This is a genomic window from Qipengyuania sp. JB2-7, from assembly GCF_055693485.1.
Window position 1 is genome coordinate 1,468,030 of record NZ_CM146335.1, and the last position, 15,014, is coordinate 1,483,043.

The 15,014-nt window shown below is 56.9% G+C and carries 12 protein-coding genes and 2 pseudogenes; 6 read left to right on the forward strand and 8 right to left on the reverse strand.

Translation table 11 applies throughout. The features are described from left to right. Positions 1–17 precede the first annotated feature (17 nt). Positions 18–1,475, reverse strand: coding sequence for an FAD-binding oxidoreductase (locus ACZ1GM_RS07360; RefSeq protein ID WP_472678463.1), 1,458 nt, complete (start codon positions 1,473–1,475; stop codon positions 18–20). A gap of 111 nt (positions 1,476–1,586) precedes the next feature. On the opposite strand from ACZ1GM_RS07360, the gene ACZ1GM_RS07365 reads away from it, so the two are divergent. The 3 genes and pseudogenes from ACZ1GM_RS07365 to trhA all read left to right on the forward strand — a co-directional run bounded on the left by ACZ1GM_RS07365 (position 1,587) and on the right by trhA (position 4,376). Continuing rightward, positions 1,587–2,219 (forward strand): hypothetical protein, encoded by a 633-nt coding sequence (locus ACZ1GM_RS07365; RefSeq protein WP_472678464.1) that lies wholly within the window; start codon positions 1,587–1,589, stop codon positions 2,217–2,219. Positions 2,220–2,350: 131 nt separating this feature from the next. Continuing rightward, a pseudogene (locus ACZ1GM_RS07370) lies at positions 2,351–3,729 on the forward strand (DEAD/DEAH box helicase). Positions 3,730–3,743: 14 nt separating this feature from the next. After that, positions 3,744–4,376, forward strand: coding sequence for a PAQR family membrane homeostasis protein TrhA (gene trhA / locus ACZ1GM_RS07375; RefSeq protein ID WP_472678465.1), 633 nt, complete (start codon positions 3,744–3,746; stop codon positions 4,374–4,376). A gap of 24 nt (positions 4,377–4,400) precedes the next feature. On the opposite strand, the gene ACZ1GM_RS07380 is transcribed toward trhA, so the two are convergent. Beyond that, on the reverse strand, positions 4,401–6,698 hold the full coding sequence (locus ACZ1GM_RS07380) for an ATP-dependent helicase (RefSeq protein ID WP_472678466.1): 2,298 nt from the start codon (positions 6,696–6,698) through the stop codon (positions 4,401–4,403). A 95-nt stretch (positions 6,699–6,793) separates the two neighbouring features. Between ACZ1GM_RS07380 and ACZ1GM_RS07385 the strand changes: the two genes are divergently transcribed. Together ACZ1GM_RS07385 and ACZ1GM_RS07390 are read left to right on the forward strand one after the other, a co-directional pair. Continuing rightward, a complete protein-coding gene (locus ACZ1GM_RS07385) occupies positions 6,794–7,192 on the forward strand; it encodes a GFA family protein (protein WP_472678467.1) in 399 nt (132 codons plus the stop codon). A 169-nt stretch (positions 7,193–7,361) separates the two neighbouring features. Then, positions 7,362–7,793, forward strand: a complete 432-nt coding sequence (locus tag ACZ1GM_RS07390) for a hypothetical protein (RefSeq protein ID WP_472678468.1) — start codon at positions 7,362–7,364, stop codon at positions 7,791–7,793. A gap of 64 nt (positions 7,794–7,857) precedes the next feature. Here ACZ1GM_RS07390 and rsmD read toward each other — a convergent pair whose 3' ends face one another. From rsmD to ACZ1GM_RS07405, 3 genes and pseudogenes are all read right to left on the reverse strand, one after another. Continuing rightward, positions 7,858–8,412, reverse strand: a complete 555-nt coding sequence (gene rsmD / locus ACZ1GM_RS07395; RefSeq protein ID WP_472678469.1) for a 16S rRNA (guanine(966)-N(2))-methyltransferase RsmD — start codon at positions 8,410–8,412, stop codon at positions 7,858–7,860. Positions 8,413–8,437: 25 nt separating this feature from the next. Then, positions 8,438–9,197: pseudogene (locus ACZ1GM_RS07400) on the reverse strand (pseudouridine synthase). Between the two features lie 18 nt (positions 9,198–9,215). Then, positions 9,216–10,376: an aromatic ring-hydroxylating oxygenase subunit alpha gene (locus tag ACZ1GM_RS07405; protein ID WP_472678470.1), complete on the reverse strand. Its 1,161-nt coding sequence runs from the start codon at positions 10,374–10,376 to the stop codon at positions 9,216–9,218. A gap of 72 nt (positions 10,377–10,448) precedes the next feature. Between ACZ1GM_RS07405 and ACZ1GM_RS07410 the strand changes: the two genes are divergently transcribed. Next, entirely contained in the window at positions 10,449–11,852 is a 1,404-nt protein-coding gene (locus ACZ1GM_RS07410) for an AmpG family muropeptide MFS transporter (RefSeq protein WP_472678472.1), read from the forward strand. A gap of 16 nt (positions 11,853–11,868) precedes the next feature. On the opposite strand, the gene ACZ1GM_RS07415 is transcribed toward ACZ1GM_RS07410, so the two are convergent. Genes ACZ1GM_RS07415 through trpA form a run of 3 tightly spaced genes read right to left on the reverse strand, consistent with a single transcriptional unit; the run spans position 11,869 to position 14,852 of the window. After that, positions 11,869–13,173, reverse strand: a complete 1,305-nt coding sequence (locus ACZ1GM_RS07415) for a bifunctional folylpolyglutamate synthase/dihydrofolate synthase (protein ID WP_472678473.1) — start codon at positions 13,171–13,173, stop codon at positions 11,869–11,871. 8 nt (positions 13,174–13,181) lie between these two features. Continuing rightward, the gene (gene accD, locus ACZ1GM_RS07420) at positions 13,182–14,042 is read right to left on the reverse strand and encodes an acetyl-CoA carboxylase, carboxyltransferase subunit beta (RefSeq protein ID WP_472678474.1); all 861 of its coding nucleotides are present in this window, start codon (positions 14,040–14,042) and stop codon (positions 13,182–13,184) included. 30 nt (positions 14,043–14,072) lie between these two features. Beyond that, complete coding sequence (gene trpA, locus ACZ1GM_RS07425; protein WP_472678475.1) at positions 14,073–14,852, reverse strand: tryptophan synthase subunit alpha; 780 nt, start codon at positions 14,850–14,852, stop codon at positions 14,073–14,075. Between the last annotated feature and the right edge of the window lie 162 nt (positions 14,853–15,014).

The window sequence follows — 15,014 nt, forward strand, 5'->3', positions numbered from 1 at the left end:
CGCGTGAAGCGCGCCTGTTAATCGGTCACGGGCGAAGGTGCAAGCGGAACGAGCTTACCGGGGTTGAGAATACCTTGCGGATCTAGCGCTTGCTTGACTGATCGCATGAGTGAAAGCGCAACCGGGTCGCCCAATCGGCCCAGTTCATCTATCTTCATTTGCCCGATGCCATGCTCTGCGCTGATTGAGCCATTCCATGCATTCACTCGGTCATGAACGTAAGCGCTGATCACCTTGCCTGTATTTTCTTCCCAGACGCCTTGCTGCGCGCCCGTTGGTGCGCGGACGTGAAAATGCACATTGCCGTCGCCGAGGTGTCCGAAGGCCATCCCGCGCGCGCCGGGAAACTTCTCTTCCAGAACGGGGATCTCTTCGGCCACGAAGTCCGCCATGCGCGCGACCGGTACGGAGATATCGTGCTGCATGGCCGGCCCGAGTGCCTTCTCAGCTGCAGAAATTGAATCGCGCAGCAGCCAGAATGCCTCTGCCTGGGTCTCATTCTCGGCGATCACGGCGTCAGCAACAACGCCTGCCTCGATTTGCTCGGCAAGAAGGTTCTCCATCGCTTCCCGCAATCCAGCGACGCTTTCGGTTGAAGGAGCGACCACCTCTATCAGTGCATGCCACTCATATTGGCCGGCCACTGGAGAGCGCGCGTCGGGCAGGTGATGAAGGACCGCACTGAGGGCGTCTGCTGGTACGACCTCAAATCCTTCAAGTTCATCAGGCATTGCCGCATCAAATTTGAGCAACAAACGGCGCGCATCACGAATATCAGACAACCCGACCCACGCGACAATGCGATCGCTGATTTGCGGGATCAGGCGCAGCGTGGCGCTCGTTACGATACCCAAGGTGCCTTCGGATCCAATCATCATTTGCTTAAGATCGAAACCGCGGTTGTCCTTCTTCAGGGGAGTGAGCGTGTTAAGGATGCTACCATCGGCCAGCACGGCCTCAAGTCCCAGTACTTGCGCGCCCATCGTCCCGTGCCGCAAAACCTGTGTGCCGCCAGCGTTGGTTGATACCAGCCCACCAATCGTTGCTGAGCCTTTGCCGCCGAGCGTCAAAGGAAAGCGCAGACCCTCAGCCTCCGCTGCGTCATGCAGATTTTGCAGGATTACGCCAGCTTCGCATGTAATCTGACGCGTTGCAGTGTCTATTTTGCCCATTTCATTCATCCGGCGCAGCGACAGCAATACGGCTCGCCCACTGTCATCGGGCGTTGCGCCGCCTGACATTCCGCTGTTCCCGCCTTGCGGAACAATTGGGATGCCGCGCTGAGAACACAGCTTCACAAAAGCGCTCACTTCTTCGGTGGATTTGGGCTCAGCCAGACCAATTGCGCGGCCAGTATAGCGGCCCCGCCAATCGGTTAGCCAAGGCTCGACACGATCAGAGGCGGTCGAGAACCCTTTTTCGCCAAGAAGGTCTAGGGCTGCTTCTGCAAATTCGGCGGACGATTGTTTGTTCATGGAGCCAACTATCCTGGACGATATCAAAAAGTCGAGTACTCTTGCCATTATCGAAGTTGCGATTAAGCGAATGTTCAATTGAATGTGCTCATTAGGGCGCCGTTGTGACTGGTGGGGTCAGACATTTGGCTATCGGAGGACGATCAAACACCTGACATGGACGGCATAGCAGCCTTTTTTGCGCCGCTTGCACTGCTTTTCGCAGGTCCAAGCGATGCGCCTGTGTCATACGCTGATCCGGTAGAGCTGACGGAAGAAGATGCGCTTTCAGGAAAGCCGGCTGCGACGCAGTCAGTCTCAGCCCGCCGAACGCCTAACTGGCTGTCCATTGATGCGCTGCCTGGTGCGTCAACGCTCAATCAGGTGCGCATCGAACAGCGCGTCATTTTGCGTATTTCGCCGCGAAACACTTCGCGCCGGAACTTGGTTGCGGATTTACAAAGCCGCCGGACACCAACCCGCTATGTTGAGGAAAAGATGGGTAAATGCCTCAAGGCGTCATCCATCGCGTGGGTACAGGCGGACAAGAATAACCGGCTTTTGCTCTTCATGCGCGACAAGGGGCTGGTCGCTGCTAGATTGGAAAAATCCTGTTCGGCGCGTGATTTCTACTCCGGCTTTTATGTTGAGCGAAACGAAGACGGGAACCTTTGTGCGAACCGCGATGAGCTGTTGTCTCGCAGTGGGGCGAAGTGTGAATTTTCGCGCCTACGGCGGTTAGTGCCGGAAGATCAGACCCGTTAAAGGCGCGGCAAGCTCTTGCCGAAATTGCCGATTTCTTGACTTTTGCCGACGGTGAAGGCATTGCGCGCACCACAGATCGGGGCTGCTTCCCCGTACATTCCCTCTGAAAATTTTTGGATGACGCGACACGCATGACTTTTGCTGATCTTGGCCTTTCACCTGAGCTGCTCAAAGCAGTTGATGCAGCCGGTTATACTGAGCCAACAGCGATTCAGGCGCAGGCGATCCCGCCGGTTCTGATGATGAAAGACATTATCGGGATTGCGCAGACCGGTACGGGCAAGACAGCTAGCTTCGTGCTACCGATGATCGATGTGATGGCAAGCGTACCGTAGGCGCGCATTGATGCCTCGCAGCCTAATCCTTGAGCCGACGCGTGAGCTTGCCGCCCAAGTCGCTGAAAATTTTGAAAAGTATGGCGTCAACCATGACCTCAAAATGGCACTGCTCATTGGCGGTGTGCAAATGGGCGATCAGATCAAGGCTCTGAATGAAGGCGTGGATGTCCTCATAGCCACACCTTGGCCGTCTGATGGACTTATTTGAGCGCGGCAAAATTCTGCTCAATGGCTGCGAGTTGCTGGTCATCGATGAAGCGGACCGGATGCTGGACATGGGCTTTATCCCGGATATCGAGTTCATCTGCTCCAAACTGCCTGAAACGCGTCAGACGATGCTGTTTTCAGCTACGATGCCGCCGCCGATTGAGAAGCTGGCAAAGACGTTCCTCAGTAATCCCAAGCGGATCGAGGTCAGTCGTGCGGCGAGTACGAACGAGGATATCACCGCCTTCAAAATCAAGGTTGAAACCCGCAAGAAACGCGAAACATTACGCTGGTTGCTGCGCAATGATCTGGTCGAGACTGCGATCATTTTTGCCAACCGTAAAACAACTGTTCGCGAACTGAACAAAAGCCTGCAGCGGCATGGTTTCGCGAGCAGCGAGATTCACGGCGATATGGATCAGTCGAGCCGGTTGAAAGAGCTGGACCGGTTTAAGGCCGGCGATGTCAATATTCTGGTCGCAAGTGACGTCGCGGCGCGTGGATTGGATATCAAGGGCGTCAGCCACGTGTTTAACTTCGATACGCCGTGGCACCCCGATGACTATGTTCACCGCATTGGCCGGACGGGCAGGGCCGGGGCCAAGGGGCGCGCCTTTACTTTCGTTGCGAAAGAAGATTCCGAAGCGATTGCAAATGTTGAAAAACTGATCGGCAGTAAGGTTGCCGAATTTGGCCAGAAAGACGTACGCGTCGAGCTGAAATCGGGCGATGATGAAACGGCAGAAAAGCCGTCGAAACGCCAAAAGGCGAAAGCTGATCGCGACGATGATAAGCCTGCGCCGAAGAAGAAGGCCCCTCGCAAAAAGGACACTGAGGAAAAGGCTGAACGGAAGCCTCGCAAAACAAAACGCGACGACCGCTATCAGGACGGTGACAGCGATCCTGTTCCGGCGGGCGAATGGAATGGCCCGCAACCGGGCTTTCTCGACGTTGGTTTCGACTGAACACCGCAGGTTCAATGTATCCTAGCCCGACCAAAGAAGAACGTTACGCCGATGGTGTCACGCACATCGTTGGACTCGCGGCGGTAGCGGCGGGGTCTGTGGCCCTTTTCATGTATTCAGTTTCGGCAAGCGAACCTCAATTGGTGGCTGCTTGCGCACTTTACGCACTCTGCGCGATCTTATCGGCGGCTGTGTCGGCTGCATATCATCAACATCCAAAGCATGATTGGCGGCTGATCCTGAGGCGCGCGGATCACGCGGCGATTTATGCAGTCATTGCTGCGACGTTCACACCGCTATTGTTGGTCGTTGGAAGCACCACAGCCTATTGGATTTTGACAGCAACATGGATTTTTGCCGTACCAGGCATGCTGTTCAAGATATTTGGCAAAAATCTCGATACGCGCTGGTCACTGGCATCCTATGTGGGAATGGGCTGGTTCGGTGTTTTGGCACTACCGGATTTCTGGCAGACCCTACCTACCGGAGCGCTGATCGGGATCATAGCTGGTGCGATATCTTACGGCGTGGGCACGCTGTTCTATCGTAACAAGTCACTGCCATACCGCTACGCGATTTGGCATACTTTCGGGTTGCTTGGTGCCGGGTCGTTTTTCGTAGCGATTTGGCTAAGTCTGCCAAGGTGAAGCGCCAACAGGCGCCGTGGAGCTCTACTCCGCCACACTCACAAAGCTGTCGATCACGCGTTTAGTACCGGCCTTTTCAAACTCTATTTCCAGTTTGTTGCCTTCTTGATCGGTCACAACACCATAGCCAAATTTATCGTGAAACACTCGCGCGCCAATCACGATATCACCGCGCGGTTTGGCGGCAAAGCTCGCGGCGCTTCGGCGGTTTTCCTGAACGCGGGCGGGCTTTTTGTCATAGCTCGTAGTGAGGGCGCGCTGATACCCGGGGCCGCGCGTATCGGATCGGGCTTTGGCGACATGAGCGAACGGGTCTTCGTTTTCTGACCAGTTTGCGCGCCACAGACTCGCACCGCCGGACATAGTGCTTTCCCGCTCGACCGTGTCCTCGGGCAATTCCTCGACAAAGCGTGAAGGAATGGAGCTTGTCCATTGGCCGAAAATGCGGCGATTTGCCGCATGCAGTATGGTGCAGCGCCGCCGCGCACGGGTAATCGCGACATAGGCAAGCCTTCGCTCTTCCTCGAGACTGGCGAGGCCGCCTTCATCAATGGATCGCTGAGACGGGAATACGCCTTCCTCCCACCCGGGCAAAAAAACGTGATTGAACTCCAGCCCCTTGGCCGCGTGCATAGTCATGATGGTGATTTTCTCGCCATCGTCACGCCTGTCATTGTCCATCACCAGGCTGACATGCTCAAGGAAATCGCCCAGTGTTTCATACTCTTCCATGGCGCGGGCAAGTTCGGAAAGGTTTTCGAGCCGCCCGGCGGCCTCCGCCGTGCGATCCTTGTTGAGCATTTCCTCATAACCACTTTCGGTCAGGACCATGCGTAGCAGATCAGCAGGTGTCGATTTTTCCGCTTCTTCGCGCCAATGAACGAACAGCTTCAGCAGACCAGCAATGGTATTGCGTGCCCGGGCAGGGAGCTCGTCACTATCCGCCAGATCAAGCGCTGCGGTCGCGAGCGGTGCGTTCAGTGCGCGGGCATGGCGCTGCATCGCCTCAAGCGTCTTGGCGCCCAGGCCGCGCTTGGGCTGGTTGTAAATCCGCTCAAAAGCGAGATCGTCGGCAGGCTGCGCAATCACGCGGAGATATGCCAGCGCATCACGAATTTCGGCACGCTCGTAAAAGCGAAACCCACCAATAATGCGATAGTTGAGGCCAATCTGAATAAAGCGATCTTCGAACTCGCGGGTTTGATACTGCGCGCGGACAAGGATCGCGACCTCGTCTAGTGGAGCGCCTTCGCGCTCCAACCGCTCAATCTCTTCGCCGACCCGGCGCGCTTCCTCTGGTGCGTCCCACACGCCGATCACGCGCAGCTTCTCGCCGTGATTGAGCTCGGTCCACAGCGTTTTGCCGAGCCGCTCGCTATTCGCTGTAATCAATCCAGATGCGGCGGCCAGAATTTGCGGGGTGGAGCGATAATTCTGCTCCAGCTTCACTACCTTTGCTCCGGGGAAATCCTTCTCAAACCGCAGGATATTGGCCACCTCTGCGCCGCGCCACGAATAGATTGACTGATCGTCATCCCCGACCACGCAGATATTCTTGCGCTCCTGTGCGAGCAGACGCAGCCACAAATACTGGACCTGATTGGTATCCTGGTACTCATCAACGAGGATGTATTTGAAGCGCTGTTGGTATTGTTCCAGTACATCGCGATGTTTGCGAAAAATATTGAGGATATGCAGCAGGAGATCGCCAAAGTCACAAGCGTTCAGCGCCTTCAGGCGATCCTGATACAGCTGATAAAATTGCTGCCCACGGCCATTGGCATAACTTTCATTCTCAACCGCATCGAGATCAGCAGGGTTGAGCCCGCGGTTCTTCCAACGATCAATAAGACCAGCGAGCATGCGCGGTGGCCAGCGTTTCTCGTCAACATCATTGTCGCGTATTAGCTGCTTAAGCAGGCGCAGTTGATCGTCAGTGTCTATGATTGTGTAGTTCGATTGCAGGCCGACCAGCTCCGCATGGCGGCGTAGCATGCGCGCGCCGATCGAGTGGAAAGTGCCGAGCCAAGGCATTCCCTCGACTGCGTCTCCGATGTGCCCGGCCACACGCTCACGCATTTCTCGCGCCGCCTTGTTGGTGAAAGTCACGCACAGGATCTCGCTGGGCCACGCTTTGCGCATGGCAATCAGATGGGCGAGTCGTGCGGTGAGTGCTGCTGTTTTGCCAGTGCCTGCGCCCGCCAGCATCAGCACCGGGCCCTCGGTGGTCAAGACCGCATCCCGCTGAGGCGTATTCAACCGCTGAGCGTAAGCGGGTAAGCTCTCGTCTGGGTTGTTCGAAGGTGTGGGTAAGTTAGACATCGTTGCGGTGAACAGGTAGGGAACAGCGGAACGCCGCGCAACCGCGATCTAACGCGCAGTGGTGGAACAAATGGCCAGACAATAGGAGAAGATTGATGCTGAGTGGTGGCTGTCATTGTGGTGCAATCCGATATGAGATCGCCGGAGATCCCATCAATCACGCTCTTTGCCATTGTACCGATTGTCGGAGGAGCTCGGGCGCGCCGTTTGTTGGTTGGGCGATGTTGCCGGATACACAACTGACTGTGACCGGCGAGACAAGTGTCTATGCATCCTCAGAAAATGGTCGACGACATTTCTGCATCCAATGCGGCACGGGATTGTTTTACACCAATGAGGAATTCCTGCCCGGGATGGTGGACGTACAAACTGGCACCCTTGATGACCCAGAAGAGCTGCCCGCGCAGGTGCACATTCAAACAGCGGATCGAATCAATTGGGTCGCGACCGCACATGAACTGCCTGAGTTTGAGCGATTTCCTCCGCAGGAATGACACCGATATCGCAGCTTAGCCGGTTTTTCGCACGACTCTCGCTCGGTGGTTTCAGCGACGCGTTCGCTGCGCCTTGATACTGTTGTGATCGCGGATCAGCGACCCCATTACATATGTGTGTCAGGGGACGCGGTCGTCACGCATGGAACTCGATTAGGAGAATATCTCCATGCGGAGAACTTTTGTTTATCTCATCGGCGGGACACTCGCCACAATCTCTATACCGGCGCTTGCTCAAGAGGCGCCACCACCTCCAGCCGCTCCGGGTGCAAGTGTCGATATGACACCCGAACAAATGACGGAATATGGCGGTTGGACTGACGATAAGCGTATGGCCTATGACGGCTGGCCCGGTGACGCTCAGGCGTATTACTGGACCTTATCGACCGAACGGCAAGAACTGTTTTGGCGTCTTGCGGACAATGACAAACTTGCCCTGACAGCGATGGCTGAACCCGATCGCGAAGCCGCTTGGACAATGGTCGAACAGCGTGCCGCGGAAGGTGCTGCCGCTCCGACCGAAGCGCCACCTCCACCTCCATCTGAACCGGGTATGGAAGATGAACCCATGGATGAGTCAGATCCCGACAACCCAATGTGATTGGTGATAACCCAAGCGCTTCGGGTCGCACATTCACAGCATGAATGGCCGAAGCCAAATGAGCCTATGCTGCGTCGGGGTTGAGCCGCCACAAAGAAATGGCAGCTTTCCCGACGCGGCGTAGGACATCACAATCAAGCTTTGTGATTCTTGTTTCCTCTGCAGCTGATGTTTCGAGAGCGATCCAAGTCCGTTCATCAATCCAGCCCAGTCGGAGCAAGCGGTCCAAGGCCACCGCACCCGCACCGGTCTCATACGGCGGATCAAGCAAAATGAGATCATAGGGGGCTTTGGCCGGGCCAAGCTTCATCACATTCGCAGACTGAATGGAGGATCGATCTCTCGCGCCAAGCGCTGCTATGTTCGCTCGGATTGAATCAATCGCTTGTTTTTCCTGTTCCACGAACAAGCAATGCGCGGCACCGCGCGACAATGCCTCCAGGCCAAGCGCGCCAGAGCCCGCAAACAGATCGGCAACTTGCAAACCATCGAAATCGCCCAGTCGGCTTGCAAGCATGCTGAACAATGTTTCCCGTGAGCGATCCGCTGTGGGCCGTGTCACATCCCCCTTGGGAGCGATCAATTTGCGCCCACGCCACTCACCGGCGATTATTCGCATGCCGTGTTTCTTCATGCCGCTATTGTCATTTCTGGGGCAGTGTGCGTCGGAACGCGAACAGATCACCGCGACCGATCTCCATCGCCTGACCGCGCGGCAGATCGCCAAGTTCAAACGGACCATATGCGGTTCGCAACAACCGGTTCACTTTGAGGCCGAGGTGCTCAAGAACCCGGCGAACCTCGCGGTTTTTGCCCTCCGTCAGCGTCATTTCGATCCAGCGATTACGCCCAGAGCCTCGCTCCAAGTCTGCCTCTATAGAGCCATAGCGAATCCCGTCGATTTCGATGCCTTCGATCAGGCCATCGAGCTGTTCCTGTGACACATCGCCAAAAGCGCGGGCGCGGTAGGTGCGGGGGACGCCAGAAGAAGGCAGCTCCATAGCACGTTTCAGCTCGCCATCATTGGTAAGTAACAACAAGCCTTCGGTGTTAAAGTCCAGTCGCCCAACCGGCATGACCCGTCCAGCGTTCTCCGGCAGAGCATTTCGTAACGCGCTATAGATGGTCGGGCGCCCTTTAGGGTCACGCTCAGTTGTCAAAAGGCCACCCGGCTTGTGAAACATGAACAGACGTGTTGTTTCAACCTTCTCTACCGACTTTCCGTCGACAGCGACGCCGGCAAGGCTGGTGAGCTTCACCGCAGGCGTATCCAGCACCTTGCCATCAATAGCTACACGGTACGTCAGCGATCATACGCTCCACCTCTCGACGGCTGGCGACGCCTGCACGTGCAAGCAGCTTGGCGATCCGGTCGCCTCCCTCAGGTAGCTTGTTGTCAGACATGCTGCGCGCGGTAGGCGCTCACTCCGCGGCTTGCAATAGTCGCGCTATACTCTCGTGAAACGAGCGAATACCGCCTTCCCATGTGCCAAGGTTCAGTTCTAGAACTGAGCCAGTTGCCAGCCCTTGTTGGCCAAGTTCTGCCGCACGAAAGTCTTCGCTTGCGAATACGCCGCCATCGAGCAGCGCCCAGCTACGCTCCCAATGGTCGCGGGCTTTGTCCGTTGTCGGGGCCTCTGGGATCAGCATGAAATCTTCGACCAGGGTTTTTTCATGCGATTGCGGCATCATCACCATCACATTGATGTAATCAGGGCTGGGAATAATGAGCGCACCCGGGATCATCTGATAGGCGAAAGTAACGACCCGTCGCAGCTCAGCCATATTGTGCAGATTGACGCCCTCCATCTCCTCAAGACGGCCAACAGAGGAGCGATGGTGCGGCCCGATAGTGTCTCCAGCAGTCACCCCATCCTTGAAGAATGGGCCTATCGTGTTCGCGTGGAGACGTGTCACGTGATAACTTTCGAGAAACGCATCCATGATGAGCTTCCAATTGGCGGCAACTTCGTGCGTTTTGCGTCGGAACAGAACATGATCTGCTGTTCCGAATGCATCCATATCTTCGCCAATGCGGTCGGCATCGGAAAAGTCTGCATTCTCGACTGGCGCGAACCAGATCAAACCACCGGTTTCGCGACTAGGCAATTCGATCAGGCTGTGATCCGACTTGTCCAAACCGGGAAAAGTGTCTGGCCGGGGTAAGGCGAGCAAGCGACCATCAACTGAGTAGGTCCAGGCATGATAGGGGCAGACCATTTTCTTGGCGCATTGTACGTCATTGCCCTCGACCAGACGCGTGCCGCGATGCCGACAGACATTCAGGAACACGTGTGCGGTGCCGTCTGAATCGCGCGTGATGAGCAACGGTCGACCGGTCGCATCGTGCGGCACAACCATACCAGGCTCTGGCAACAAAGCGCTTGGGCACAGGATTTGAGGCAACCGGTCATACAGTGCTGCCCTTTCGCGGGCGAAATGCGCAGGGTCTGTGTAAACCGATGCTGGCACATGTTGCATGGCCTCGGTACGCGCAACCTCATTACGGCCAATTGCCTCCGCCAGTGCCAGCTGGCTCGGTGTCGGCGCACGTTCATCCGCAATTGTGGGCGCTTGGCTCATAACGCCTGTTCCTCTTTCATTTGCGCAGCTAGTGTGCCGCAAACGCAGTGAAAACGGAAGGGCGGGAATGTAATGGACTGGAGCACAGTCATATTGTTCGGGGTCATCGGCGCGATGATCGGGCTGGCTTATCTGGTCCCAGCATTCGCTCCCTATCGACGGAAAATGCCGTTCGTTGCTTTTCTGCTCGGTATTTCATCGGGTTTCCCGCTGACTTTGCTGCTCGGGACCATGACCTTCTGGCTTTCCAAAGTGGGCATTGAGAAATCCACTATCGGTTTCGCGATTGGTCTCACGACGCCTTACACACTCAAATTCCTGTGGGCGCCGCTCGTCGACAAGGTTCGTATTCCGGTGCTTTCGAACGCTTTCGGACAACGTCGAGCCTGGCTTTATGTCGTTCAGGCCCTTTTGGTTCTCGCGCTGTGGCAATTGGGTACGAGCAACCCTTCCAATGATAATATCGCTCCATTCGCGATCTGGGCCATTATCGTCGCCTTCCTATCGGCAACACAGGACATTGTTATCGATGCCTATCGCATTGAGATCCTGAGCGATGAAGAGATGGCGCACGGGACCGCGATGAACCAGTTTGGCTATCGCACCGGCAACCTTCTGGCGGGTGCTGGAACGATTTATCTTGCCTCCACTGAGGGGTTCGATGCTGGCTGGGCAATGGCATATGGCATCACCAGTTTTCTGGTTCTGCCAGCGGCATTGGGTGCCTTGTGGGCGGGCGCCGGACGTTATGATCCGACTACGGCTCGTGCTGCGGGACAGAAGCTGTCGAGCTGGCTGATGGAAACCGTGGTCAATCCTTTCAGGGAATTTCTTGGCCGTAAGGGGGCGGCGCTGATCCTGCTCTTTGTGCTGATCTACAAAGTTGGCGATGCGATGGGGCAGGGCATGCTCAACCCGATGATTGTGGAGCTTGGGTTTACAGACACGGAGTTTATCACGATCAACAAATTTGTCGGTTTTGGCGCATTGATTGTTGGTTCGGCTCTGGGCGGACCGTTTATTGCCTGGCTGGGTATGGGCCGCGCATTGCTGATTTCTGGTCTGTTGATGATGGTCAGCAACTTCCTGTTTGTGATGCTGGCCGTTGTCGGCCACTCGCCGCTTATGCTGGCAATCGCCGTGGGTACGGAAAATCTGACCAGCGGGATCGGCTTGACGGTCTTCGTTACGTATCTCTCGGGTCTTTCGAATCTGGCATATACGGCGACGCAGTTCGCTTTATTGTCTAGCTTTGCCGCAGTCGGTCGGACGTGGCTTGCAACCCCGTCGGGCTATCTAGCGGAAAACCTTGGCTGGGTGGGTTTCTGGACCTTTACGGTCATTATCGCCATTCCCGGTATGGCGTTGCTCTGGATATTGTGGAGCAAAGGGTTTGTGATCGAGAGCGTGCGCCAGACGGGCACGAAAGACGAAGCGGATGATACCGAACCCGAAGCCAAGACTGCGCCCGGCTAGTCATTCAGGGACTTAGTTAGTCCGGTATCTCATCATTCAGCCGCAACACTTCGCCTGCGAGGTAGAGAGAGCCTGCGATGAGGATGGGATAATCGTTTGAAGGCACGTTGAGCAGGGCCTCTTCGACATCTACCGCGGCTCTTGCCTCGGGACCAAAGGCCTCGACTGGATGGCTGTCGTGATTGGGGACGGGGACGACTGTTATGCTGCGGATTTTGTCGTCAAGTGGTTCGATCAGCGCGCGCGGATCTTTGTTGGCCAGCATCCCGATGATCAGGTGGACGGGGTGGTCAAAGAACTCGGCAATGGCGTCACCGGCATTGCGGTTGTGGCCGCCGTCGAGCCAGATTCCTTGCTCCGACGTGAGGGCCGTGAGTGGGCCTTCCGAGAGCCGCTGCATACGGGCTGGCCAATGCGCTGTGCGAACACCATGTTCGATTGCATCCTCGCTGACTTCAATGGTCTCTTGGTGCCGGAGCATTGCGATCGCCAAACCTGCGTTCAGATGTTGGTGGGAACCCTTGATAGCTGGAGGTAGCAGATCCCAATCATCTCGCCTCCTGTCGCAGTAAAATAGATAGTTGTAATCGTCACAGTACCAAGCCTGTTGCCGGGCACAGATTGTCGCACCAACCTTTTCCGAAACGACTTCTATGGCTCGCTGAGCCTCAGCCGGATACAAATCTCCCAACGTCACCAGCGGCACGCCCTTTTTCGCGATCCCTGCTTTCTCAAATGCGATCCGCGCCATTGGCTGTGTCGGCACACCGTCCTCCGGCGCGAGCAGGAACTTTTCGTGGTCCATGCCCAGCGCAGCAATCCCACAAGCCGCCAACACATGCGGTTTGAGGATATTGGTTGCATCTAGCCTGCCGCCAAGGCCCACTTCGACCACGCAGGCATCCGCGGGAACGCGCGAAAACTCCAGAAACGCCACGGCGATTGTGACCTCGAAAAAGCTGGGTGCCAGGCCCTCCGCTGCGTCAAAGACCTCCTCCAGCAATTCCGCGAGCCGATCGTCTTCGATCAACTTCCCCGCCACGCGAATGCGTTCGTTATAGCGCACAAGATGCGGGCTGGTGGTGACGTGGACCCTGTACCCTTCCGCCTCCAGCATTGCTCTCAAGAATGCGCAGGTTGACCCTTTGCCATTGGTCCCCGCAACGTGAAATACGGGCGGCAGGCGATCCTGCGGATTGCCGAGCCGCTCCATCAAAGCGGTCATCGTGTTGAGATTGATGCGACCCGTAGCCAGCGAGAGCGCATTCAGCCGATCCAGCTGAGCCTGCACGCGCGGGTCGTCTGACCGCCCGAAATCCATGTGTTGGCCTAAGCTGCTTCTCGGGGACGAAGGTAATCGAGCACGCTGGCCAGTGTGCCTTTCAGGTCATGACGGTGCACGACCATATCGACCATGCCATGTTTGTGCAGATATTCGGCACGCTGGAACCCTTCGGGCAATTGCTCGCGGATCGTATCCTGGATCACGCGTTGGCCCGCAAAGCCGATCAACGCGCCCGGCTCGGCAATGTGGATGTCGCCCAGCATGGCATAGCTTGCGGTGACGCCGCCCGTTGTTGGGTCAGTCAGCACCACGATATAGGGTAGTCCCGCCTCGCGCAGACGGCGCGTCATCACCGTCGCTTTGGGCATTTGCATCAGGCTCAGGATACCTTCCTGCATGCGCGCTCCGCCCGCCGCTGTTACGACCACATAGGCGCATTTACGGGTAAGGGCCCGTTCCGCCGCCGCGCAGAATGCCGTGCCGACGGCCATGCCCATGCTGCCGCCCATAAAGGTGAAGTCCTGCACGCCGACAACTGCGCTATGCCCGTCAATTGCGCCAGAAGCCGCGAGGAACGCGTCTCCATTGGGCCGATCCTCGGGGTTGGCGGCGCGGGCTTGCTTTAACCGGTCGGTATACTTCTTCGTATCTTTGAACTTGAGCGGGTCCTGCCTCACCCCGGGCTGCGGCAGCAGCTCATACCCCTCATCAAGGATTTGCCGCAGCCGTTCGGTCGCACCTATGCGGGCATGATGATCGCAGCGAGGACAGACGTAAGCGTTGACCTCAAATTCCTGGGCGAACACCATTTCCTGGCAAGACCGGCATTTGACCCACAGATCTTTCTCTGTGGTGCGTTTGGGTAGCCAGCCAATTGAGTTTCGAACGCGAGTGAACCAGTTCATCAGTCGTGATTTCCTGTGGTGGTGCGCGGCTTATCGCGCAGAATGGACCGCATCGGCAAGAGCAGCGGTGTATTCGCGCAGTTTAGCAGGCGCTTTTTCGCCATGCTCACCGACAATTTCGACAAGAGCGGAGCCGACGACAACGCCGTCCGCGACCCTGGCGATGGCGCTGGCTTGTTCAGGCGTACGCACGCCAAAACCGACGGCAATGGGCAGATCGGTTGCCGCTTTGAGCTTGGAGACGGCGTCTTCAATGCTCGCTTGCGCGGCCTGTTGCTTGCCGGTGATCCCGGCGACGGAGACGTAGTAGACAAAGCCATCCGAGCCCTCGAGTACGCTGGGCAGGCGCGCAGCATCGGTGGTCGGTGTGGCAAGGCGAATGGGAGCGATGCCAGCGTCGCGCAGGGCGGGGCCGAGTGCTTCGTCCTCCTCGGGTGGAATATCGACGCAAATAACGCCGTCTATGCCCGCTTCTTTGGCAGTGCTCGCGAACCATTTCGGCCCGCGCCGGATCATCGGGTTGGCATAGCCCATCAGCACCAGCGGGACGTCTGGGTGCCGCACGCGGAAGTCGGTGGCAATTTGGAGGACGTCAGCGGTGGTTGTGCCCGCGCCGAGGCTGCGCAGATTAGCGCTCTGGATCGCGGGACCATCGGCCATCGGATCAGTGAAGGGCATGCCCAGCTCAATCACATCCGCGCCGCCCGCGACAAGCGCGTCGAGATTCGCTGCGGTGTCGCCATCGCCAGCGGTGATGAAGGCGACGAATGCGGGGTGGGGCTTGGAGAAGGCAGTTTGGAGGCGGGTCATTTTCTAGGTCTCAAGAAGGTCCAAACTACAAGCAAAAAGGCAAGTGCTACTAAGCCGATCCAAGCGTAGCCGAGATAACGTTCTGTGTCTGGAATTGTGGGGTTACAGAAACCGAAGTGGATGCCGTTTTCTCTAGCTTGCTCACAAGGGTCGCCGTTAACT

Coding starts and splice junctions, on each gene's coding strand:
- ACZ1GM_RS07405 (WP_472678470.1), bottom strand. CDS start 10,376: ATGAGCCAAGCGCCCACAATTGCGGATGAACGTGCGCCGACACCGAGC.
- ACZ1GM_RS07360 (WP_472678463.1), bottom strand. CDS start 1,475: ATGAACAAACAATCGTCCGCCGAATTTGCAGAAGCAGCCCTAGACCTT.
- trpA (WP_472678475.1), bottom strand. CDS start 14,852: ATGACCCGCCTCCAAACTGCCTTCTCCAAGCCCCACCCCGCATTCGTC.
- ACZ1GM_RS07415 (WP_472678473.1), bottom strand. CDS start 13,173: ATGGATTTCGGGCGGTCAGACGACCCGCGCGTGCAGGCTCAGCTGGAT.
- ACZ1GM_RS07385 (WP_472678467.1), top strand. CDS start 6,794: ATGCTGAGTGGTGGCTGTCATTGTGGTGCAATCCGATATGAGATCGCC.
- rsmD (WP_472678469.1), bottom strand. CDS start 8,412: ATGCGAATAATCGCCGGTGAGTGGCGTGGGCGCAAATTGATCGCTCCC.
- ACZ1GM_RS07380 (WP_472678466.1), bottom strand. CDS start 6,698: ATGTCTAACTTACCCACACCTTCGAACAACCCAGACGAGAGCTTACCC.
- ACZ1GM_RS07390 (WP_472678468.1), top strand. CDS start 7,362: ATGCGGAGAACTTTTGTTTATCTCATCGGCGGGACACTCGCCACAATC.
- ACZ1GM_RS07410 (WP_472678472.1), top strand. CDS start 10,449: ATGGACTGGAGCACAGTCATATTGTTCGGGGTCATCGGCGCGATGATC.
- trhA (WP_472678465.1), top strand. CDS start 3,744: ATGTATCCTAGCCCGACCAAAGAAGAACGTTACGCCGATGGTGTCACG.
- accD (WP_472678474.1), bottom strand. CDS start 14,042: ATGAACTGGTTCACTCGCGTTCGAAACTCAATTGGCTGGCTACCCAAA.